This is a genomic window from Nocardia sp. NPDC049149, assembly GCF_043197455.1.
Lineage (GTDB): Bacteria > Actinomycetota > Actinomycetes > Mycobacteriales > Mycobacteriaceae > Nocardia.
Map to the genome: position 1 here is coordinate 171,909 of NZ_JBICTD010000004.1, position 20,748 is coordinate 192,656.

Consider the following 20,748-nt stretch of genomic DNA (forward strand, 5'->3'; position numbering starts at 1 on the left):
GAATCCGCTTGGAGAGTACGCGAATCAGCACGGTTGTGTAACGGTTTCGTCACGGCGATCCTGGATGTTCCTCCCACCCAACGTAATACGACACGTCATCGAAATCGATGCGACCGCGGAGTGCAAGTTCAACAAGGTTTGCTTAACCCTCGGACAGCTCCGGTAATCGCCACGTCGTGCGTGTCGTGATCGGCGGTCCTCGGTCGTGATCACAGGTCGATTTCGGCGCCGCCGACCGCAGGCACGGAGCGGCCCGGCGCGTCCGGATTTCCGGGCGTGGCGAAATCCGGGTTACGCGAGGACACTGAAGTCCTAGCCCGAATTCGTCCAGGAGGAAATCTGATGGCATCCGAAAGGCCTTTTGGGATCGATCCGGAAGACTTCGAACGCGCGTTGCGGGACGCGGGGATCGATTTCCGTGACCTTGTCGGAAAGGCCGGTCAGTACATCGACCGCGCCAGCGTGCAGACGCTGGCGTCGCTGCTCGGTCAATTCGTGCAGCAACCCGACCGCACGCGGCGGCCGAAACCGGACGACGAGACCACCGGCGAGACCGGCAGCGGAGTGTGGGTCATCTACAGCATCGACGACGCAGGTGACGCCAGGGTCGAACAGGTGTTCCCGAACGAGCTCGAAGCTTTGCGCGCGCATCGCGACAACACCGACGAGCGCCGTCGGGTGCGCTTCCTGCCCTATGGTGTCCCCGCCACTGTGCTGGACACACCGGACAGCACGACGAAATAGTCCCTACGACCGGGTTCAGTCGCACAGCCGAAGAGCCGCACGCGAGATCCGTGTTGCACCGACGCAGCTTGCCGCCCTCGTCATCGCACGAGAACGTTGGCTTCGAATGCTGCGGCGACGGTCTTCGCGACCCGGTCCAAGGTGGGCGCGGTGCGGTCGACCAGCTCGCGCTCGACCGAGGTCATGTCCACATCCGGCAGCCCGCAGGCGATGGCCATCCGCCACGGGTCCAGGTCGCCGGTGACGTTGAGTGCGAATCCGTGGGTGGAGACGCCGCGGCCCACTCGCATGCCGATCGAGGTGATCTTGCGACCGGTGGTCGTCCACACTCCGGTCAGCAACTCCGAACCGGGCGGGGTGTCCCGGCGTTCGGCGGCGATGCCGAGCGCTTCGAGCGCCACGATCATCCGGTATTCGACCTCGCGGATGTAATCGACCACGCCTTCCCCGTGCCGCAGCTTGACCACGAGATAACCGACCAGCTGCCCAGGGCCGTGATACGTGAGCTGCCCGCCGCGATTGGTCTCCAGCACCGGGATGCTGGTCTCCGGTGCAGGCAGATGCGCCTCGGGGGTGCGGCGGCCGACGGTGAAGATCGGCTCGTGGCTGAGCAGCCACAGCGTGTCGGGTCGCCGCTCCTCGACGCGTTCCTGCCACAGCGCCTGCATCCGCTCCATCGCGGCCGAATACTCGATGAGCCGGTCGGTGTCGTCGATCAAAGCCAGCGGGCGAACTTTCACAACTTTCATAGGTACCACGCCCAGGGGATTCACAGAGGCTCGGCACTGTTCACAACGGCTGTGAACAGTGCCCAAGGTTTGTGGATGTCGTGATCAACGGTCGGATCGTGACTGGTCCATGTGGATTCGGAGGCTGAGGGGGCGCATGTCGGTCCACACCTGTTCGATGTGGTCGAGGCACTCGTCTTTCGAGCCGGAGTAGCCTTCGGCGCGCCAGCCTGCGGGGATGGGTTGGGCGGCGTCCCAAATCGAGTACTGCTCTTCGGTGTTCATGACGACCAGGTAGTTCATGCCGGGGTCTCCTGTTTGGTTTCGCGGGTGTCCTTGACGATTCGGCCGCCCTTGACGACCAGCACGACGCGGGCAGGATCGTCGAACAGTTCGGGTGTGCTGAGCGGGTCGAAATCGACTGCGATGAGATCGGCGTACTTGCCGGGTTCGAGGGTGCCGAGCCGGTCGGCAACGCCCATGATGCGGGCGTTGATCGCGGTGGCCGACTCGATCGCGGCCATGGCGCCGATGACTTCCGCCTTCAGGACGAGTTCGAGACCGCGGCGATTCTGCACCGGCCCAACGAGATCGGAGCCGGAGCCGACCAGCACGCCGGCTGCGCGGGCAGCGAGAAGTGCTTCGCGCATGCCCTTTTCGGTATCGCCGACGCGGGCTTTGATCTCCGGGGGCAAGCCGTGCTCGTCGAAGTTTTCCAGCATCATTCGCGCGATCGCCAGGGTGGGCACCAGGTGGACGTTGTGGTCGGCCATCAGTGCCGCGGTTTCCTCGTCGATTCCGGTGCCGTGTTCGATGCCGCCGACGCCTGCTCGAATTGCGTTGCGCGCGCCCACCGCGTTGTGCGCGTGCACGGTGACATAGGTGTTGCGCGCCTTGGCTTCCGCGACGGCGACCGCGATTTCCTCCTGAGCGAACTGGGTGTCGCCGAGCGCGTCGGTGAAGGAGATGACGCCGCCGGTCACCGAGAGTTTCAGGAACGAACCGCCGCGCCGGAACACCTCTCGGCAGGCGTGCCGGACTTGATCGGGGCCGTCGCAGTAACGCCCCATCGCGGTGAGGCCGCGGATGTCGTGCCGGTAAGGGTCGTCGGCTGATTGGAGCGGCGAATGCAGGTGGCCGTGCCCGCCGCACTGGCACAGGCCCGCACCGCAGGCCCAGATCCGCGGGCCGGGCACCAGCCCGCGCTCCACGGCCCGGATGACGCCGAGGTCGAGACCACCGGTGTCGCGGACCGTGGTGAAACCCGCAAGGAGGGTTTGTTGGAGGTTGTTGAAGATGTCCGCGGCCCGCTCGGCGGCCGACAGCTCACCGTGCAGCACCGCTTGCATGTTGCTCGACCAGCCGAGGTGCACGTGCGCGTCGATGAGACCAGGGAGCACGGTCAATCCGGTCACGTCGACGACATCGCTGCCGCGGCTGGAGATCTGGTGACCGACCTGCTGAATTCCGCTCGCGTCGATGCGGATCGCGCTGTCGCCGATCGGATCGCGGCCGGTGCCGTCGATGATGGTCGCACCGGTGAAAACCGTTGTTCTGAGCGTCATTTCGCTCCCCAATAGGTGGTGGTTCGCGCTGGCATCTCAGGGATCCGGCCGAGGTCGGCGAAATGCTGGAGCATGGTGGCGAAGTAGTTGGCGTCGATGACGGGTGGCGCGATCCCGGTTCCCGCCAGTCCGGCGGTGGTGTTGGCGCAGTCGATGCGCGGAATGTGGCGATCGGGTGCGTTCGCCAACTTGCCGATGAGCGGGGCCAGCGCGTTGTCGTTGCCGCCGTCCACGTGTGCGGTGAGCGCGGCGAACCATTGGTCGTAGGGGAGGGCACGGATCGGATAGCCCGCCGCCCGGATGTACTCGAACATGGCGTTCCATGGCATCGGTTGCGGATCGACCAGGTGGTAGACGCCAGTGGATGAGTGAAGCGACAGTGCGACAAGGGCTCTCGCGACATAGTCGACCGTCGAGACCTCGAGCGGATAGTCCCGCAGCGGCGCGGCGCCGAGCGCGACGCAGCCTTGGATCATCTTCGTCAGGTAGCCGTCCGCATTGGAAATGCCGGTGGCGCTGTCGCTCCAGAGAATGCTCGGCCGATAGATCGAGACCGGCAGCCCACGGATGCGGGCGAGCCGGAGAATGCACTCGGCCACCCATTTGCTTTCGGTATAGCCGGTATCGGCCCCGATCGGCGGTGGTGGTTCGGCACTCTCGAAGACCGCCTGCGGCCGGGCAGGAAAGGCTCCGACGAGCACCGACATCGTGGAGACATGGTGCACCGGCTTGCTCCGGGTGTGTGCCGCCAGGCGCAGCACCTCCTGTGTGCCAGCGATATTGGTGGCGCGCAAGGCACGGTACGGGTGCAGGAAATCTACCGAGGCGGCGCTGTGGTAGATGACGTCGATATGTTTCGCGAGATCGTCGAAGATCGCGCGAGGCAACCCGAGCCGAGGGCGGGAAAGATCTCCCGGTACCGCGACGATGCGCTCGAACCGAGCGACGGGCACGCCGAGCGAGCTCAGCCGACGCCGAATGCGTTCTGCCCCTGCGGCTTTGCTGCGATCCCTGACCAGGCAGTAGATCTCGGCATCGGTCTGTGACAACAGCTCGGCGCACAAGTACCCGCCGAGAAATCCGGTGGCACCGGTGAGCAGGACGGTCTCGGCGGGCCCATCGCTCGGTGCCCCCGAGGCGCGAATGCTCGGGTCCAGTGCGACATCCAGAAGCAGTTGACTCATGACGCTGTCCCTCCGCGCCGGTGTCCGCCGCTCCGTGCCAACGCAGAACGGCGTCGGCCAGCGCCCGCTCGTGCGGCAGCGATGGCCGCGTCGCCGGAACCGTCGCCGCTCAACGCCGCGGCCAACATGTGCGGCGTGGGGTAGCGGAACACATCGACCAGGGACAGTTCCCGGTGCAACGTGTCGCGCAACCGGCTTCTGGCTTGCACCGCGAGCAGCGAGTTGCCGCCGATTTCGAAGAAGTTGTCGTCGCTGCCGACACGATCCACGGCGAGCAGCTCGGTCCACAGCTCCGCGATGGACTGCTCCAGCTTGTTCTCCGGTGGTCGGAACTCCCTGCGCGGCAACTGTTCTTGCGACAGCTCCGGCAGCGCCCGCCGATCGATCTTGCCGTTGGTGGTCAGCGGGAACTTCGGCAACTCGACGATCGCCGACGGCAGCATGTAGTGGGGGAGCGACCGACGCAGAAACACCTGTAGTACCGCGGAATCCACCGGGTCAGCGCCGGGGACGCCGACGTAGTAGGCGACGATGCCACGCGCCGCGCCGACCCCGGTCGGCATCGCGACCGCGGTCCCGACAGCTGGATGGGCCGCCAGGTGGTTCTCGATTTCGCCGAGCTCGATGCGATGGCCGTGGATCTTGACCTGATGGTCGAGGCGACCGAGGAACTCCAGCTCGCCCGACGCGCGCCACCGCACCAGATCACCGGTGCGATACAACCGTGCGCCTGCTACGCCCGAGAACGGATCGGGGACGAATCGGGTTGCGGTGAGCGCAGGCCGCGCCCAGTAGCCGCGGGCGATTCCGCCACCGCCCAACAGCAATTCACCGGGCACGCCGACGCCGACTGGCCGCAGCCATCGATCGACCACGTAGGCACGCACATTCGACATCGGGCGGCCGATGCCGACCGACCCGCCCGTCAGCGGCTTGGTCGTCGCCCACACCGTGGCCTCGGTCGGACCGTACATGTTGTGCACGCGGCCCGCGACCAGCCCGGACAGCTCGTCGGCCAGCGTGTCGGGCAGCGCTTCACCGCCGACGAGAAGTTCACGCAGACCGTGCAATTCGGTGCGGGCGTCCGCGTCCGCGGCGAGCAATCCGGCCAGAGCAGGCGTGCACTGCAGATGGGTCACCTGATGCCTACGCAGCTGTTCGGCGAACGACACATCCAGGGTGGCGACCCGGCGCCGCTCCTCGCTGAGAGCCCGTACGTCGGTGAGGTTTTCGAGTGCATCGAGGACCAAGCCGTGGTCGACGCCGAAGTCGATCAGGCAGGCGATCTCGTCGACGCCGATCGCCTTGAGCCGGTCGACGGTGTCGGCACAGGTTTCGGGCGTGCCGAGCAGACCGGCTGTGTCGAAGAACCGATCGAACGCCTCGTGCACCAGCCCATCCAGCTCCTGCTCGGACAGATCGTGGAAGTCGGTGCCGCGACCCATGGTCGTGCCGAGACCGGCGATCAGGTCGAAGGAGGTTTTCAAATAGCGGCACAACGGCTCTCGGACCGTCTCGCGCACCGCCTCGGTATCGGACCCGACGAACGTGTGCATCATCAACGTGACGTGCCCGTCGCCCTGGTGCCCGTGCTCGCGCCAGGACTGCCGATACAGCGCGATCTTCTCTGCGAGCTGTCCGGTGCTGTGACCGAGCAGGTGGGTGAGCAGGCCGGCACCGAGTTCGCCCGCCAATGCGAAGGTTTCGGGGCTGCGCGCGCTGGTGATCCATATCGGTAGCTCGGCTTGCACCGGCGGCGGGAACACCCGCACCGCCACCTCGGCGCCGGTCCCGCCGCGGCGTTTGAGCGCGTCGCCGCGCCAGAGGGCGCGGACCTGTTCGACGCCGCGGATCATCACGGCCTTGCGGTCGGCATAGTCGTCCGGTGCGAACACGAAATCGTTGGCGTGCCAGCCGGATGCGACGGAGACGCCGACCCGGCCGCCGGTCAGGTTGTCGAGCACCGACCATTCCTCGGCAACCCGGATCGGATCATGCAGCGGCAGCACGACACTGCCCGCGCGCAGCTGCACCCGCTCGGTGATGGTGGCGAGCGCGGCACTGGTCAGCGCCGGATTGGGGTAGAGACCACCGAAGTCGTGGAAGTGCCGTTCCGGCGTCCACACCGCGTGGAAACCGTTGCGGTCGGCGAACTTCGCGCCTTCGCGCAACAGCCGGTATCGGTCGGCCGCATCGCCGCCGTCGTCGCCGCCGAAGTAGAACAGGCTGAACTCCATGGTCCTGGCGCGGACCGAATTCGGGACAGCCGGGCTGTGTGCTCCGGTGTCGGCGGTCGACGGCGGGTCGGCCCGCAGGACGACCCGGTACCCGCGGGCCATGGTCCACAGCAGTTCGAGGACCGAGATATCGAACGAGACACTGGTCACCGCGAGCCAAGTGCCCGGATCCGGTGCGGACGGTCGGCCGAATACCGCATCCATGCCCGCGAAGAAGCCGATCGCGTTGCGGTGGGTGATCATCACACCCTTCGGGCGGCCCGTTGATCCGGAGGTGTAGATGACGTAGGCGAGGTTGTCGGGCGATGCCGAAGGTTGCGTATCGAACTGCGCCGCAACAAGTGCGAGCTGATCGTTGTTGTCTACTTCGACGCGAGCTACGGGGATGTCGGCGATATCCGCGCTCAGCCCGCGCCGGGTGAGCACGATCTGCGTACCCGAATCGGCCACCATGAACGCGATCCGTTCCGGCGGATAGCTGGGATCCAGCGGCAGATAGGCGGCACCTGCCGTGAGCACGCCGAGCAGCGCGACCATCAGCTCCGGCGACCGGTCCAGGTAGATACCGACGAGGGTGTCAGGTCCGGCGCCGAGTGCGCGGAGCCGGTCAGCCAGACGATGCGCGCCGCGGCTCAGTTCGCCGTAGGTCAACGTCGAAGTCCCGGAGACGGTGTCGGCGAGTACTGCAGTGAGCTCGGGATCGCGGGCCGCGCGTGCCTCGAATTCCTCGTGCAGCAGTGCAGCGTTCGGCAGCGCCGCCGCCGTCTCGTTCCACGCCACCAGCACCCGCCTGCGTTCGGCATCGGGCATGGTCGGCAGGTGCCGGATCGGGCGATCGGGCCGCTCGACGGCCTCGGTCAGCAAGTGCTGGAACTGCTCGGCGATTCGTGCGGCGGTCGCCGCGTCGAACAGCTCGGTGCTGTACTCCAACCGCCCGGTGCAAGCACCGCCGGTCCGGGTGATGCTCAGGCTCAGATCGAATTTGGCGGTGCCGCTGTCGCCCGGCACCGCCGACACGTCGCAGCCGGGCAGTCGCCAAGCGCTCGCCTCCTGCTCGTGATAGCTGAACAGCACCTGGAACAGCGGATTGCGAGCGAGATCGCGGTCGGGCTGCAACTCCTCGACGAGCTTCTCGAACGGTACATCGCCGTGCGCGACAGCGTTTCTGGTGAGTTCACCCACCGCACGGACCAATTCGGCGAAGGTCTGTTCGCCGGTCGGGCGGACCCGCAGGACCAGGGTATTCGCGAAGAACCCGATGAGATCAGCGGATTCGGGACGCAGCCGACCGGCGATCGGCGTGCCGACCACGACATCCTCGGCACCGCTGGACGCCTGCAACAGCACCGCGAAGACGGCAAGCAAGGTGGCGAACGGCGTGGCTCCTGCGCGGCGACCAATGGCCGAAACCCTTGCGGTCACCGACTCCGACAGCGAGAAGCCGAGGTGCGCACCGCGAAAGTTCTGTACCGCTGGCCGTGGCCGGTCGCTGGGCAGCGCGGTCGCCGGTGCGCCGGTGAGTTGTTCGCGCCAGTAGCGCATTGCGTCGTCGAATGCTGGGCCCTGCTGCCTGCGCAGCTGCCATTGCGCGAAATCGCTGTACTGGATGGGTAATTCGGGCAGCGTCGAGGACCGGTCGAGTCGGTACGCCGCATACAGCGCCGACAACTCCCGGCCGAGCACGTCGATCGACCAACCGTCGCAGACGATGTGATGGATGGTCAGGCACAGCCGGTGCCGCGTCGGTGCCAGCCGCAGCAGCGTCGCGCGCAGTACGGGCCCACGGGACAGGTCGAACGGCGTGCGCGCCTGCTCCTCGGCGAGCCGGGCCGCCGCGGCCGCTGGATCGGGGTCGCTGGCGAGATCGACCACGGGGACGTCCACCGGCGCCGCATCGAGCACCAGTTGCCACGGCCTGCCCTGATCGGCGAGAAAGACCGTGCGCAGCACCTCATGTCTGCGCACCACCTCGCTCAACGCGCGCCGCAGCGGCTCGACCTCCAACGGCCCGGTGATCAGATACCCGAGCGGCATGTTGTAGACGGCGCTGTCCGGATCGAGCTGGTCGAGGAACCACAACCGCTGCTGCGGATAGGACAGCGGCCTACCGGAACCGTTGTGCCGCAACATGTTTGCGAGCAGTGCGCGGCGGTCGCCGGTCGAGATGTCTTCGGTCATGCGGTTTCCTCGGTGTCGGAATAGGTCTGCAGGTACTGGTCGACCTGCTCATCGGTGAGTGCGTCGAGCAGTGCGAGCAACTCCTCGAAGGCGAGCTCCTGTGCCCGGTCGATCCGGTCGTCGTCGGCGCCGCTTACGTCGATCGCGGCGGCGAGTGCGGCAATGGTTGGCGTTGAAAGGAACTCGCTCAGCGCGACCGTGGTGTCGAACTCGCGGCACGCGGTCCCGACCAGCCGCATCGCCAGCAAGGAGTTGCCGCCGAGGGTGAAGAAGTCGTCGTCGACGCCGACCTGGTCGAGATCGAGCAGCTGGGCGCACCACCGCGCGAGTCGCCGCTCGGTCGGGGTGCGTGCCTCGACGAAGGGGACCGCCAGCTCGGGCCTGGCGCCGCTGCTCGCCGGGAGCGCGGCGCGGTCCACTTTGCCGTGCGCGGTGAGCGGCAGCACGTCGAGGTAGACGAATTCGGCGGGCTGCCATGGTGTGGGCAGTCGGTCGCGCAGGAAGGCGCGGAGGCCGGGGACGGAGGGAGCCGGTGTGTCCGGTTTGCCCACCAGATATGCGACGAGCCGGTGCTTGCCATCCTGCTTGCGCGCGACCACCATTGCCTGCGCGAGGGCGGGATGACCGGCCAGCGCCGCGCCGACTTCGCCGGGTTCGATGCGGTATCCGCGGATCTTGACCTGATCGTCGCCGCGCCCGAGAAATTCCAGCACGCCGGACGGCAACCAGCGCACCATGTCGCCGGTCCGATACAGCCGTTCGCCGGGAGCGCCGAAGGGGTCAGGGACGAAGCATGCGGCGGTGGTCCGCGGCCGCCCCGCGTATCCGCGTGCGACCCCGGCCCCACCGATGTACAGCTCGCCGGGTACACCGATCGGCACGCATCGTCCATGGCGGTCGAGCACATAGCAGGTGGTGTTGGCGATGGCCCGGCCGATCGGAATGGGCGCGGCGTCCGTCGGGGCGGTGTCGATCTGCTGGTATGCCGCGAATGTGGTTGTCTCCGTTGGTCCGTACGCATTCAGGACGCGGCGTGGCGGGCTTCCGTCGAAGAGCAGGCGCACCGTATTCGGATCGAGCGCTTCACCACCGATCAACAGCGTGTCGAGCGAGGCGAAGCTGTCCGGGTGCTCCTCGACGATCGCGTTGAACAGTGCGGTGGTCAAGAACATCCCGGTGATCCGGTGCTCGCGGAGCCAGCCGCCGAGCCACCCAGGCGTGATCGCCGCATCGGTGGGGGCCATGTGCACACTGCCGCCGTGTAACAGCGCGCCCCACAATTCGAAAGTCGCGGCGTCGAAAGAGATGTCGGCCAGTTGCGGCAAACGCTGCTCTGGACCGAACCTGAGATAGGACTGGCCGAAGACCAGCCGGAGCACCGAACGATGCTCGACCAGTACGCCTTTCGGCCGTCCCGTTGACCCGGAGGTGTAGAGAATGTAGGCCAGCCCGCGCGGCGTGGTGGTTTCGACGAGATCCGTAGTGGGCCAACGCTCGAGCCGCTCGCGATTGAGCAGGATCGGGTCTGGCGCTTCGTCGGGCAGCCGGTCGAGATGGCGTGTATCCGTCACGACCGTGGTCGCGCCGGCGTCGGACAGCATGGCCGTCAGCCGTTCGGCGGGATAGGTGGGATCCAGCGGCAGATAGCCGCCACCAGCCTTGAGTACCGCTAGCAGGGTGACGATGAGGTCGGCATCGCGGTCGAGTAGGACACCGACCGGAACATCAGGCCCGACACCGCGTTCGCGCAACAGGTGGGCGATACGATTGGCTCGCCGGTTCAGCTGGGCGTATGTCGTTTCGGCACCGTCACAGACCAGCGCGACCGCATTCGGTCGCTGTCGGACCTGATCCTCGAACAGTCCATGTATCGTCCCGAGCGGGATATCGCTTGCGGTGCTGTTCCATTCGTTGGTGACCTGTCGAATCTCAGTGGGCGACAACAGGGGAAGCTCGCCGATCATCCGCTCAGGCGCATCGAGCGCCGCCGCGAGCAGCCGCTGATAGTGCTCAACCATTCGGCGCATCGTCGACTCGTCGAACAGGCTGGTCGCATATTCCCAGATCAGGGTGATGGGCTCGTCCTCGGCGCGCTGGTCGGTACCGGCGCGCTGTTCGGCCAACGGCACGACGACCACGTTGAGGTCGGACTTTGCCGAGCCGTTGTGCCGCTCCAGCACAGTCCCGCGCACACCGGCGAAGTCCAACTCGGGCACCGCCGCATCGTGGAAACTGAACATGGCTTGCACCAGCGGATTTCGTGAGGCATCGCGGGCGGGCGCCACCGCGTCGACCACTCGGTCGAAGGGTGCGTCTTGCCACTCGTTCGCCTCGATCGCGGTCCGGCGCACCCGCTGCGCGAGCTCATCGAAGGTCGGCTCGCCCGCGGCATCAATGCGCAGCACCAGCGTGTTGACCACCATCCCGATCACCTGCTCGAGTTCGGCGCTGCGGCGGTTGGCGGCACCGGTGCCGATCAGCAGGTCCGTCTGCTCGGTGTAGCGGTGCAGCAGCGCCGCGAATCCGGCCAACATCGTGACGAACAGGGTCGTGCCCCGTTCGCGGCCGAATGCGCGCAATCGTGCGCACAGAGCGGGCTCGAGTTCGACGCGCAGCGCGGCGCCCGCGAAATCCTGGTGCCGCGGTCGCGGCCGGTCGGTGGCCAGATCCAACACGGTCTTGGCGCCATCGAGTCGCTGTTTCCAGTGCGCCAACTGGCTGCGCAGCACGTCGCCACGCATCCACTCGCGTTGCCAGGCAGCGAAATCCGCGTACTGAACCGAAGGCTCGGGTAGCGATGCGGCGTTGCCGAGCGCCAATGCGGGGTAGATCTCCCGCAGTTCGCGCAGCAAGACGGCGAACGACCATCCGTCGTGGACCAGGTGGTGCTCCACATGCACGAGGAGGTGATCATCCACCGCGATGCGGACGAGCAGCCATCGGATCAGTGGCGGCCGCGCCAGGTCGAACCGCTCGGTGATTGCGTGCGCGACAACGTCTTCGGCGGCCTGCTCGGCTCCCTGCGTGGCGAGATGCGAAAGATCGATGAGCGGTACCTCGACCTCGACGTCGGCGAGTGGTTCCTGCGTCGGCATGCCGTCGGTCCAGCCGAAACGGGTGCGGAAGATCTCGTGCCTGCGCACGATCTCCTGAAATGTCCGCTCCAGCACATCGTGTCGCAGCGGGCCGCGCAGCCGTACCGTGGCCTGCGCGTAGTAGGCCCGATTACCGGGGGAGAGCTGCTCTAGGAACCACACTCGTTCCTGCGGGAAGGACAGTGGCAAGGGAGTATCACGGCCGACAAGTGAAATGGCGGGCAGCAGGGGCACATTCGCCGCGGTGTCCAGATAGCGGGCCAGCTCTGCGACCGTCGGTGTGTCGTGGATCGCGGCCAGCGGTAGCTCCGCGGCCAGCTCGGCGCGCACCCGGGCAGCGAGTTTCGCCGCCAGCAGTGAGTGACCGCCGAGCGCGAAGAAGTCCGCATCGACGCCGATCTCGGGAATGCCGAGCAGCTCGGCGGCGATGCGTGCGATGGCGTGCTCGCTCGGCGTGCTCGGTGCGCGCGACCGTCCGACGTCGGCCGGGTTCGGTGCGGGCAGCGCCGCGCGGTCCAGCTTGCCGCTCGGCGTCAACGGGAACTCGGGCAGCCGGATGATCATCGTGGGCACCAGCTGCACGGGTAGCCGCCGGCCGAGGAAGTCGCGTAGGTGTGCTGGATCGGCGGTGCCGACGACGTATCCGACGAGCCGATCCTCGTCGCCGTAGCGGTGCGCGACGACGGCGGCGTCCCGCACCTCGCGATGCTCGCGAAGCACCGCCGCGATCTCGTCGGGTTCGATGCGGACGCCACGCACCTTCACCTGGTCGTCCAACCGGCCGAGGAACTCCAGTTGCCCGTCAGGCAGAGCCCTGGCCAGATCGCCAGTGCGGTAGATCCGCCCGCCGGGCACGGTGCCGCGCGGGTCGGGCACGAAGTATTCCGCCGTGCGACGGGGCTGCCTCAGATAGCCGCGCGCGACTCCAGCGCCCGCGATGACCAGCTCGCCAGGCTCACCGCTCTGTCGCACACCCAGCCCGGCATCCACTACCGCAACGTCGACGCCGTGAACAGCACTGCCGATCAACGGTTTACCGCCATCAGGGTGGATTTCGGCGACAGTCGCCCACACCGTCGCCTCGGTCGGACCGTAGGCGTTGACCATTCGGCGGCCGGGTGCCCAAGTGTCAACGAGCGAGGAGGACAACGCCTCCCCGGCACAGACCAGCGTCCGCAACGTCGGCAGTTCCCGGTCGGGCACCGTGGCGAGCACGGAGGGCGGCAACGTGACGTGCGTGGCCCGGCTCGATGCGAGCAGATCACCGAGTTCCTTTCCGGCCAGCATGGATCCGAGCGCAGGAAGGACGATGGTCGCGCCGCAGGCGAGCGCAAGCACGATCTCGAACACCGAGGCATCAAAGCTGGCCGTGGCGAACTGGAAGACTCTGCGCTCGCGCTCGCTCCCGAAAGTTCGCGCCTGTGCGGCGATCAGATTGCCCAAGCCGTTGTGTGTGAGCATCACCCCTTTGGGGCGACCGGTGGAGCCGGAGGTGTAGATCACGTAGGCGAGGTTGTCGCCGATCAGTGCTGGCTCCGGTACGCCCGGCATGCCCATGGACACAGGGCCTAGTGGATCGATGCGGCGAATATCCTTGCGCCTCAACTTTTCATAGCCGACGTCATCGGCAACCAGCAGCTCCACCGCGGCGTCGGTGACGAGGTAGTCGAGTCGATCCCGGGGATAGCCGGGATCGAGCGGCAACCAGGCGCCACCCGCGCGGGAGATCGCGAGCAGTCCGATGACGAACTCGGGAGAGCGGCGAACGGCCAACCCCACCACGCGATCCGGTCCGACGCCATGTGCGTGCAGCACGGCCGCAAGGTCGTCGGCACGGGACACGAGTTCGCCGTAACTCACTCGCCGGTCACCGCATTCCACGGCGCACTCATCGGGGTGCGTGGACGCATGCCTGGCCACCACGCGATGCAGAAATGTGTTGTCCCCGTCGATCATCGGATCCGTGCTCCTTCGGCGCCTATTGGCATGGTTGTGAAAGCCTTTCCGATGCTGAGGATCTCGCTCATCGCCGGTGCGCCCGGCGGATGTCCGGGATCCAGGTAAGTCCGCCCGTATCGCGACAGCAAGGCGTCGGGCCGCTCATCGGCCCTGGTCCAGCGCGCGCAATCAAACCGGTCGGTGACCATCGCGACGCAACGGGGCCGCTGAGTGGCCCCGTTCGTTGCCGTCCGCCGGACTCGTCTCTCTAATGGGATCCGGGGGTTCCACTCGGCCTCGGGATCGCGAGGGCCTGGAAACAAGCGTCTGTTCAGTGTGATTCACACACAGTGGACGGAAACACTTCGGCAACACGGGGTTCCACTGAACTCCGGGGAGATTTCATGAGAATCGGCGTGGTCGAACACGATGGCCGTATCGCACACTCGGGGCACTTGGCCCCGGCAAGGATGGCGGGATGAACGCCCGTCAGGATGACGGCGTCGAGCCGATCGCGGTGGTCGGATTGGCGGGTCGGTTCCCCGGCGCCGCCACGATCGACGAGTTCTGGCGCAACCAGCGCGACGGCGTCGAGTCCGTCTCCAGGTTCAGCGCACAGGAGTTGATCGACGCCGGGTGGCCGCCGCAGATGGTGGCGCACCCCGACTATGTGCCTGCCTCCGCCGTCTTACCCGGCGCGGATCTCTTCGACGCCGAGTTCTTCGGCTACTCCGCGATCGAGGCCGAGATCAGCGACCCGCAGCAGCGGATCTTCGCCGAGTGCGCCTGGCACGCGTTGGAAGACACCGGCCACGATCCGTCGAGGTTCGCCGGTGCTATCGGGGTCTACGCCGGCTGCTTCGCGAACAAGTATCTGCCGCTGAACCTTTCGGCGAACACGAAGTTCCGGCAATCGTCGCTGGCCTTCTCGGCACGCACCTACAACGACAAGGACTTCCTCGCGACGAGGGCGGCGTACCTGTGCAACCTGCGCGGCCCCGCGATCACCGTGCAGACCGCGTGTTCCACCTCGTTGGTCGCGGTGCACCTGGCCTGTCAGGCGCTGCTGAACTACGAGTGCGATATGGCGCTCGCGGGCGGCGTTGCGTTGACCGTGCCCTTGGTGAGCGGCTATCCCGTCGTCGCGGGCGGTCTCTTCGCCCCGGACGGCCATTGCCGTCCGTTCGACGCCGCCGCCGGGGGGACCGTGCCCGGCTACGGCGTCGCCATCGTCGCGCTGCGTAGGTTGAGCGACGCGCTCGCGGACGCCGACCATATCCGCGCGCTGATTCCGGGCAGCGCGGTCAACAACGACGGCTCGGCGAAGTTCGGGTACAGCGCGCCCAGCGTGCAGGCGCAGGCCGAGGTGATCGCCACCGCCCAAGCGGTGGCCGCGGTGGCGCCGGAGACAATCGGCTATATCGAGGCGCACGGCACGGCAACCCCTTTCGGCGATCCGATCGAGGTGGCTGGGCTCGCCCAGGCCTTCGACACCCCCAAGCGGGGATTCTGTGCGCTCGGCTCGGTGAAGGCCAACATCGGTCACCTCGACGCCGCCGCAGGCGTCGCGAGCTTGGCGCGGGCGGTGCTGGCACTGGAGCACGGTGAGATTCCGCCGAGCATCAACTTCGACACGCCCAACCCGGCACTGCGACTGGACCGCACGCCGTTCTATGTGCCGACCACCGCCCGCCCCTGGCCGGTCGGTGCGACGCCGCGGCGCGCGGGTGTCAGCTCCTTCGGGATCGGCGGCACCAATGCGCACGTGGTCCTCGAGGAGACGCCGCCGATGCGGCACAACACGTTCGGTGGACGTGGCGCACAGCTGCTCGTGCTGTCGGCGCGCACCGAGCAGGCCGTGGCGGACGCGGCGAGCAATCTCGCCGCGCACTTGGACCGCAACGAGGACCTGGACATCGTCGACGTCTGTTACACCCTGCAGGCCGGTCGGCGCCGTTTCCCGCTGCGCCGCCACCTGGTGTGCCGCAGCAGAACCGAGGCGATCGTTGCGCTCCGGACACTGAGCGCTGAACATCAGGAGTTGGCGGCGGAGCAGGCAGCGGAGGGTGCCGGTAAACACCCCGGCGGCGACGTGGATGCGCGCGAAGTGGTCTTTCTGTTTCCGGGAAGCGCCGCGCGACACCCGGACGCCGGAGCTGAGATCTACCGCAGTGAACCGGCTTTCGCTGAGCAGGTGGACCGTTGCGCCACCTTGTTGCGGCCACGGCTCGGATACGACGTGCGGCAGTTGCTGTTTCCCTCGACCTGGCGCGGTCCGGACGAGATCCATGACGATTCACGCGGTGTGCCCGCCGCCGCCTTCTGTCTGCAGTGGGCGCTCGCACAGCTGTGGCAGTCCTGGGGCGTACGGCCCGCGGCGATGCTCGGCCACGGCGACGGCGAATATGTGGCGGCCTGCCTGGCGGGCGTGCTCGATCTCGAAGCCGCCCTCGACATCACCGTCGCCAGGGCAGACATCGCCAACCCCTCGGACGCGCAGCGCGCCGAGTTCGCCACCGTGGTGGCCCGTTACGAACGGAAGCCGCCGCAGCTGCCATACCTCTCGGGAGTGACCGGAAGCTGGATCAGCCCGGACGAGGCGATGGATCCTGCCAACTGGGCGCGCCAGCTCGGCGAGCCGATGCGACTTGCCGAGGGACTGCGCGAGTTGGTCAGCGGGCCCGGACGGGTCCTCCTGGAGGTGGGCGCGGGCAACGCGCTGATTTCCGCTGCCGCGGCCCAGCATTCAGCGGTGGAGCGAGCGTTGTCCTCGCTGCCGCCCGTGAAGACTCGAGCCGAATCTACCCATCTGCTCGACACTGTCGGCGCGCTGTGGCAAGCCGCGGTGGAGATCGACTGGGTCGGCTTCCATGGCTCGGCACGACCCCGGCGAGTTCCGTTGCCGGGCTATCCATTCCAGCGTCGTCGGTATTGGCTGGGCCCGGACTCCGGCCGCTATGAGCCGATGGGCTATGAGGAGACAGCATGAACGACACGGTCATTGCGATCGTCGGCGCGGGTGTCATGGGCACCGGGATCGCGACGCTCGTCGTCGGCCACGGTGTACCCACTGTGTTGGTCGACATCGACGCGGCCGCGCTGCGGCGGGCCGAGCTCGCCGTGGCGAGCGGGCTACGGCATGCACAGCTGGCCGGTGCCTCGCCTGCCGCGCGCGTGCCCGCCGCGCTGCATACGACGCTGTCGCTGAACGACATTGCCGACGCGACGGCGGTCATCGAGGCGGTGACCGAGTTGCCCGAGCAGAAGGCGGACGTGCTCACCAACATCTCGGCGTTAGTTCGGCCGGGAACACCGTTGATCTCCAACACATCCGGGATACCCATCGACGAATTGGCCGCCTGGGTACGACGTCCCGGCGACCTGATCGGCACGCACTTCATGAACCCCGCGTATCTGATCTCGATGGTCGAGGTGATTCGTGGGCCGCGCACCTCGGAAAAGACCGTCGAGTCGGTGCTTTCGCTGCTGACCCGGCTCGGCAGACGTCCCGTGGTCGTCAGGGACGCACCAGGTTTCGTGACGAGCAGGCTGCTGCATCCGATGATCAACGATGCCGCCCGGGTAGTCAGTGCGGGCACGGCTGGCGTCGAAGAGGTGGACACCCTCATGCAGGGCTGTCTCGGTCACCCGACGGGGCCACTGCGCACTGCGGATCTGATCGGCATCGACAACCTCGTCGACTCGTTGCAGGCGTTGCATGTTCGGACCGGCGACGAACGGTGCCGCCCCGACGAGCTACTGCTCGACAAAGTTCGCCGAGGCGAGCTCGGCCGGAAGAGCGGCCGTGGGTTTTATTTTTACAGGGAGGTACCGGTATGAGTCCGGAAGAAAACATCGAAACGGCTTCCATCGATACCGAGGCCGTCATCCATGGCATCACCGAGTTCGTGGCCGAACAGACCGGCACCAGGCCTGAGGTAGACCAGGATCTCTTCGTCTCCGGTATCGCCAACTCCATGTTCGCTATGCAGCTCGTCGTCTTCTTGGAGCAGACCTACTCCGTGATGGTCGGTGGTGCGGATTTGCAGCTGCCCAATTTCTGCACCGTCAAGAGCATGGCCGCGCTGGTCGGTCGGCTGCACGCGGAAGCCACCGCGAACTGTGATGTCTGACGAGCTGACCGTCGAACGTGCCGCCGTCCGTCGTCTCGCCGGAAAAGACGCTGCCGCATGGGATCTCGCCGGCGTGATCCCGCGGCAGATCCTGCGGGAGCTCGGCGCCGCCGGTGTGCTCTGCGCGGAGCTGCCCAAAGAATACGGCGGACTCGGGGCAGGCAGCCTGGCGAGCGGTGAGTTCACCGCCTATGTCGGCAGCGTGTGCAGTTCCCTGCGCAGCGTGCTGACCTCGCATGGCATGGCGGCGTGGACAATTCAGCGCCTCGGCACCCGCGAGCAACGCGCCGCGCTGTTGCCCGAATTGGCGGGCGGCAGGCTGGCCGCCGTCGCCTTCAGCGAGTCCGACGCGGGCAGCGACCTCAGTGCTATGCGCACCCAGCTGCGTTTCGTCGATGACACGGTGATCGTCGACGGCAGCAAGTCGTGGATCACCGCCGCGGCCTACGCCGATCTGGTCATCGTGTTCGGCAAGGTGGGCGACAACGCCGCGGCGGTCATCGTGCCGACGGACGCGCCCGGCGTCGAGGTCGAGAAGATCGCGCACCCGCTCGGGTGCCGTGCCGCAGGGCATGCGCATGTGCGGCTCACGGACGTCCGGCTGCCGATCACGAATGTGCTTGGTGGAACTGGACTCTCGTTGTCGCTGCTGACCACGACCGCGCTGGCGTACGGCCGGATGTCGGTCGGGTGGGGCTGCGTCGGCATCCTGCGCGGGTGCCTCGCCGCGGTGACCGACCATGCGCGAACCCGGGTGCAGTTCGGGAAACCACTCGCGGAACACCAGCTGGTGTCCCGCTTGGTTGCCGAGCTCTATATCGCGGAGCAAATCGCCACCAGGGCCTGCCAACACGCCAGCCAGTGCTGGGAGTCCGGTTCGCCGGAGGTCGTCATCGCGACCGTCCTCGCCAAGCATGTCAGCGCGACTCAGGCCATGCACGGTGCCGCGTCCGCGATGCAGGTGATGGCGTCGGCGGGCGCCTCCGACGGGCACGTGGTCGCGCGCGCCTACCGAGACGCGAAGTTGATGGAGATCATCGAGGGCAGCAGCGAGATATGCCAGCTGGAGCTGGCCAAGCATGCCATCGCCACCGCGGAGGCCACCAGGAGGGCGGCACAGTGACCGAGGCGATCACGACCGTGAAATGCGTTGTCTGGGATCTGGACAACACACTGTGGCGGGGCACCCTGCTCGAGGGCGACGATGTGGTTCTCGACGACCACGTCGTCGAGACGATCAAAGGCCTCGACTCGAGGGGCATCCTGCAGACGGTTGCCAGTAAGAACGACTACGACCTGGCATGGGAGCGTTTGGTGGCGCTCGGCGTCGCCGAGTACTTCGTGCTCGCGATGATCGGGTGGCATGCCAAATCGGCGTCGATCCGGAAGATCGCCGACGAACTGAATTTCGCTTACGACACGATCGCCTTCATCGACGACCAGCCTGCCGAACGCGCGGAGGTCGCGTTCCAGCTGCCCGAGGTGCGCAGCTATCCGGCCGAGGCGATTTCGGAGTTGCTGACGCTGCCCGAGTACATTCCGGCGACGGTCACGGTCGACTCGCGCCGTCGCAGGCAGATGTACCAGGCGAACCTGCGCAGGCAAGCCGAGCAGGAGTCGTTCGCTGGGCCGTCGGAGGAGTTTCTGCGTTCGCTCGAGCTCGTGATGGAGATCAAAAGAGCTACCGCGGAGGATCTTTCGCGCATGGAGGAGTTGACTCTGCGCACCAGTCAGATGAACGCGACCGGTGTGCACTACTCCGATGCCGATTTGCATGCGCTGCTCGATGACGCACGCCACGAGGTCCTCTCGGTGACGATGCGCGATCGATTCGGGCCGCACGGTGCGGTCGGCGTGGTGCTGCTGGAACGTGCTCCGGCAGTGTGGCATCTGAAGTTGCTTGCCACGTCGTGTCGGGTCGTGTCGTTCGGCGCGGGTGCTACGGTGCTGAACTGGTTGATCGGTGCGGCGGCCGCCGCAGGCGCTCATCTGGTCGCGGACTTTCGGCCGACCGCACGGAACCGGATCATGGAAGTCGCGTACCGGTTCGCCGGATTCACCGACGAGCGGTGCGCGTGCCTCGACACGCTGCCGGATGCCGACGATGCAGAAACGCAGCGACTGCACATACTGCCGAACCCGAGGCCGGCGCCCGCCGCAATACGGCTCACCGCAGTGCAATTGGCGGGCTGACTCCGCTATTTCTTTCGAACCAGCGTTATTCCGTCGGCCATCGTCAGCAACGAGATATCCACTCGTGCATCGTTGTGCAATGTTGCATTGAGTGCTCTGATGGCGACAGTTTCTGGATCCTGATTGAGCGGATCGGCCACTCGGCCGAAATACAGTGTGTTGTCGATGACGATCAATCCGCCCGGTCGCACCAGGGCGAGTGCGGCTTCGTAATATGCGCCGTAACCGGTCTTGTCCGCATCGATGAATGCGAAATCGAAACTGCCGGTACCGCGTTCGTCGGCAAGGTCGGCGAGTGTCTGCGTCGCGTCGCCGATGCGAAGGTCGATGCGATCGTGCACAGCGGCCCGCCGCCAGAAGTCTGCGGCAATCGCAGGCCACCGTGGACTGATATCGCAGGTCACGACCGTGCCGCCCGGTGCGAGTGCCCGTGCCATGCACAGCGTGCTGTACCCGGTGAAGGTGCCGATCTCCAGCACCGAAGTCGCACCGGACAATCCGACGAGCAGCGCCAGCAGCTGCCCTTCCTCCGCCATCACCTGCATCGCGACGCCGCCGGGCAAGTTCGCTGTCAGCGTTCTGAGTTCGGCCAGAATCGAATCCTCACGCAATGAAACGTCGCGGATGTAGTCACGAATTTCCGGTGTTGCCACAATCTGATCTGCCACCAGGCAATGATATCGCCGATCCGGCAGGAAAACCATCACGAATTGGGCCGAGTTCGGTTGTCTGCCTTGAGGATAGAATGAAAAA

Annotated in this window: 13 protein-coding genes; 6 read left to right on the plus strand and 7 right to left on the minus strand. The window is 66.6% G+C overall.

Translation table 11 applies throughout. From position 1 onward, the window contains the following. Positions 1 to 342: 342 nt before the first annotated feature. A complete protein-coding gene (locus ACGFNJ_RS16650) occupies positions 343 to 744 on the plus strand; it encodes a hypothetical protein (RefSeq protein ID WP_393448156.1) in 402 nt (133 codons plus the stop codon). An 80-nt stretch (positions 745 to 824) separates the two neighbouring features. Here ACGFNJ_RS16650 and lipB read toward each other — a convergent pair whose 3' ends face one another. From lipB to ACGFNJ_RS16680, 6 genes are all read right to left on the minus strand, one after another. Further along, a complete protein-coding gene (lipB, locus tag ACGFNJ_RS16655) occupies positions 825 to 1,493 on the minus strand; it encodes a lipoyl(octanoyl) transferase LipB (protein WP_393448157.1) in 669 nt (222 codons plus the stop codon). An 84-nt stretch (positions 1,494 to 1,577) separates the two neighbouring features. Further along, the gene (locus tag ACGFNJ_RS16660) at positions 1,578 to 1,775 is read right to left on the minus strand and encodes an MbtH family protein (RefSeq protein ID WP_393448158.1); all 198 of its coding nucleotides are present in this window, start codon (positions 1,773 to 1,775) and stop codon (positions 1,578 to 1,580) included. After that, complete coding sequence (locus ACGFNJ_RS16665) at positions 1,772 to 3,037, minus strand: amidohydrolase family protein (protein ID WP_393448160.1); 1,266 nt, start codon at positions 3,035 to 3,037, stop codon at positions 1,772 to 1,774. The genes ACGFNJ_RS16660 and ACGFNJ_RS16665 overlap by 4 nt, the downstream gene beginning before the upstream one ends. Then, positions 3,034 to 4,221, minus strand: coding sequence for a thioester reductase domain-containing protein (locus tag ACGFNJ_RS16670; RefSeq protein ID WP_393448162.1), 1,188 nt, complete (start codon positions 4,219 to 4,221; stop codon positions 3,034 to 3,036). Before ACGFNJ_RS16670 ends, ACGFNJ_RS16665 begins: the two co-directional genes overlap by 4 nt. Next, positions 4,218 to 8,636 carry a MupA/Atu3671 family FMN-dependent luciferase-like monooxygenase gene (locus ACGFNJ_RS16675; RefSeq protein WP_393448164.1) on the minus strand — a complete coding sequence of 1,473 codons (4,419 nt, stop codon included), beginning with the start codon at positions 8,634 to 8,636 and terminating at the stop codon, positions 4,218 to 4,220. Before ACGFNJ_RS16675 ends, ACGFNJ_RS16670 begins: the two co-directional genes overlap by 4 nt. Beyond that, entirely contained in the window at positions 8,633 to 13,687 is a 5,055-nt protein-coding gene (locus ACGFNJ_RS16680; protein ID WP_393448166.1) for an amino acid adenylation domain-containing protein, read from the minus strand. The genes ACGFNJ_RS16675 and ACGFNJ_RS16680 overlap by 4 nt, the downstream gene beginning before the upstream one ends. A 460-nt stretch (positions 13,688 to 14,147) precedes the next feature. On the opposite strand from ACGFNJ_RS16680, the gene ACGFNJ_RS16685 reads away from it, so the two are divergent. From ACGFNJ_RS16685 to ACGFNJ_RS16705, 5 genes are read left to right on the plus strand one after another with little or no spacing between them, the layout of a single operon-like run. Then, entirely contained in the window at positions 14,148 to 16,658 is a 2,511-nt protein-coding gene (locus tag ACGFNJ_RS16685; RefSeq protein ID WP_393448168.1) for a type I polyketide synthase, read from the plus strand. Further along, positions 16,655 to 17,509 carry a 3-hydroxyacyl-CoA dehydrogenase family protein gene (locus ACGFNJ_RS16690; RefSeq protein ID WP_393448170.1) on the plus strand — a complete coding sequence of 285 codons (855 nt, stop codon included), beginning with the start codon at positions 16,655 to 16,657 and terminating at the stop codon, positions 17,507 to 17,509. Before ACGFNJ_RS16685 ends, ACGFNJ_RS16690 begins: the two co-directional genes overlap by 4 nt. After that, positions 17,506 to 17,802 (plus strand): acyl carrier protein, encoded by a 297-nt coding sequence (locus ACGFNJ_RS16695; protein WP_393448172.1) that lies wholly within the window; start codon positions 17,506 to 17,508, stop codon positions 17,800 to 17,802. Before ACGFNJ_RS16690 ends, ACGFNJ_RS16695 begins: the two co-directional genes overlap by 4 nt. Next, positions 17,795 to 18,925: an acyl-CoA dehydrogenase family protein gene (locus ACGFNJ_RS16700; RefSeq protein ID WP_393448173.1), complete on the plus strand. Its 1,131-nt coding sequence runs from the start codon at positions 17,795 to 17,797 to the stop codon at positions 18,923 to 18,925. Before ACGFNJ_RS16695 ends, ACGFNJ_RS16700 begins: the two co-directional genes overlap by 8 nt. Further along, positions 18,922 to 19,995, plus strand: a complete 1,074-nt coding sequence (locus ACGFNJ_RS16705; RefSeq protein ID WP_393448175.1) for an HAD-IIIC family phosphatase — start codon at positions 18,922 to 18,924, stop codon at positions 19,993 to 19,995. The genes ACGFNJ_RS16700 and ACGFNJ_RS16705 overlap by 4 nt, the downstream gene beginning before the upstream one ends. 5 nt (positions 19,996 to 20,000) lie before the next feature. Here the strand turns inward: ACGFNJ_RS16705 and ACGFNJ_RS16710 are convergent, their stop codons facing one another. Continuing rightward, a complete protein-coding gene (locus ACGFNJ_RS16710) occupies positions 20,001 to 20,699 on the minus strand; it encodes an O-methyltransferase (RefSeq protein WP_393449997.1) in 699 nt (232 codons plus the stop codon). Positions 20,700 to 20,748 lie beyond the last annotated feature (49 nt).

Excerpts from the sequence above, each read along its gene's own strand:
- ACGFNJ_RS16650 (WP_393448156.1), top strand. The coding sequence starts at position 343 with ATGGCATCCGAAAGGCCTTTTGGGATCGATCCGGAAGACTTCGAACGC.
- lipB (WP_393448157.1), bottom strand. The coding sequence starts at position 1,493 with ATGAAAGTTGTGAAAGTTCGCCCGCTGGCTTTGATCGACGACACCGAC.
- ACGFNJ_RS16660 (WP_393448158.1), bottom strand. The coding sequence starts at position 1,775 with ATGAACTACCTGGTCGTCATGAACACCGAAGAGCAGTACTCGATTTGG.
- ACGFNJ_RS16665 (WP_393448160.1), bottom strand. The coding sequence starts at position 3,037 with ATGACGCTCAGAACAACGGTTTTCACCGGTGCGACCATCATCGACGGC.
- ACGFNJ_RS16670 (WP_393448162.1), bottom strand. The coding sequence starts at position 4,221 with ATGAGTCAACTGCTTCTGGATGTCGCACTGGACCCGAGCATTCGCGCC.
- ACGFNJ_RS16675 (WP_393448164.1), bottom strand. The coding sequence starts at position 8,636 with ATGACCGAAGACATCTCGACCGGCGACCGCCGCGCACTGCTCGCAAAC.
- ACGFNJ_RS16680 (WP_393448166.1), bottom strand. The coding sequence starts at position 13,687 with ATGATCGACGGGGACAACACATTTCTGCATCGCGTGGTGGCCAGGCAT.
- ACGFNJ_RS16685 (WP_393448168.1), top strand. The coding sequence starts at position 14,148 with ATGAACGCCCGTCAGGATGACGGCGTCGAGCCGATCGCGGTGGTCGGA.
- ACGFNJ_RS16690 (WP_393448170.1), top strand. The coding sequence starts at position 16,655 with ATGAACGACACGGTCATTGCGATCGTCGGCGCGGGTGTCATGGGCACC.
- ACGFNJ_RS16695 (WP_393448172.1), top strand. The coding sequence starts at position 17,506 with ATGAGTCCGGAAGAAAACATCGAAACGGCTTCCATCGATACCGAGGCC.
- ACGFNJ_RS16700 (WP_393448173.1), top strand. The coding sequence starts at position 17,795 with ATGTCTGACGAGCTGACCGTCGAACGTGCCGCCGTCCGTCGTCTCGCC.
- ACGFNJ_RS16710 (WP_393449997.1), bottom strand. The coding sequence starts at position 20,699 with ATGGTTTTCCTGCCGGATCGGCGATATCATTGCCTGGTGGCAGATCAG.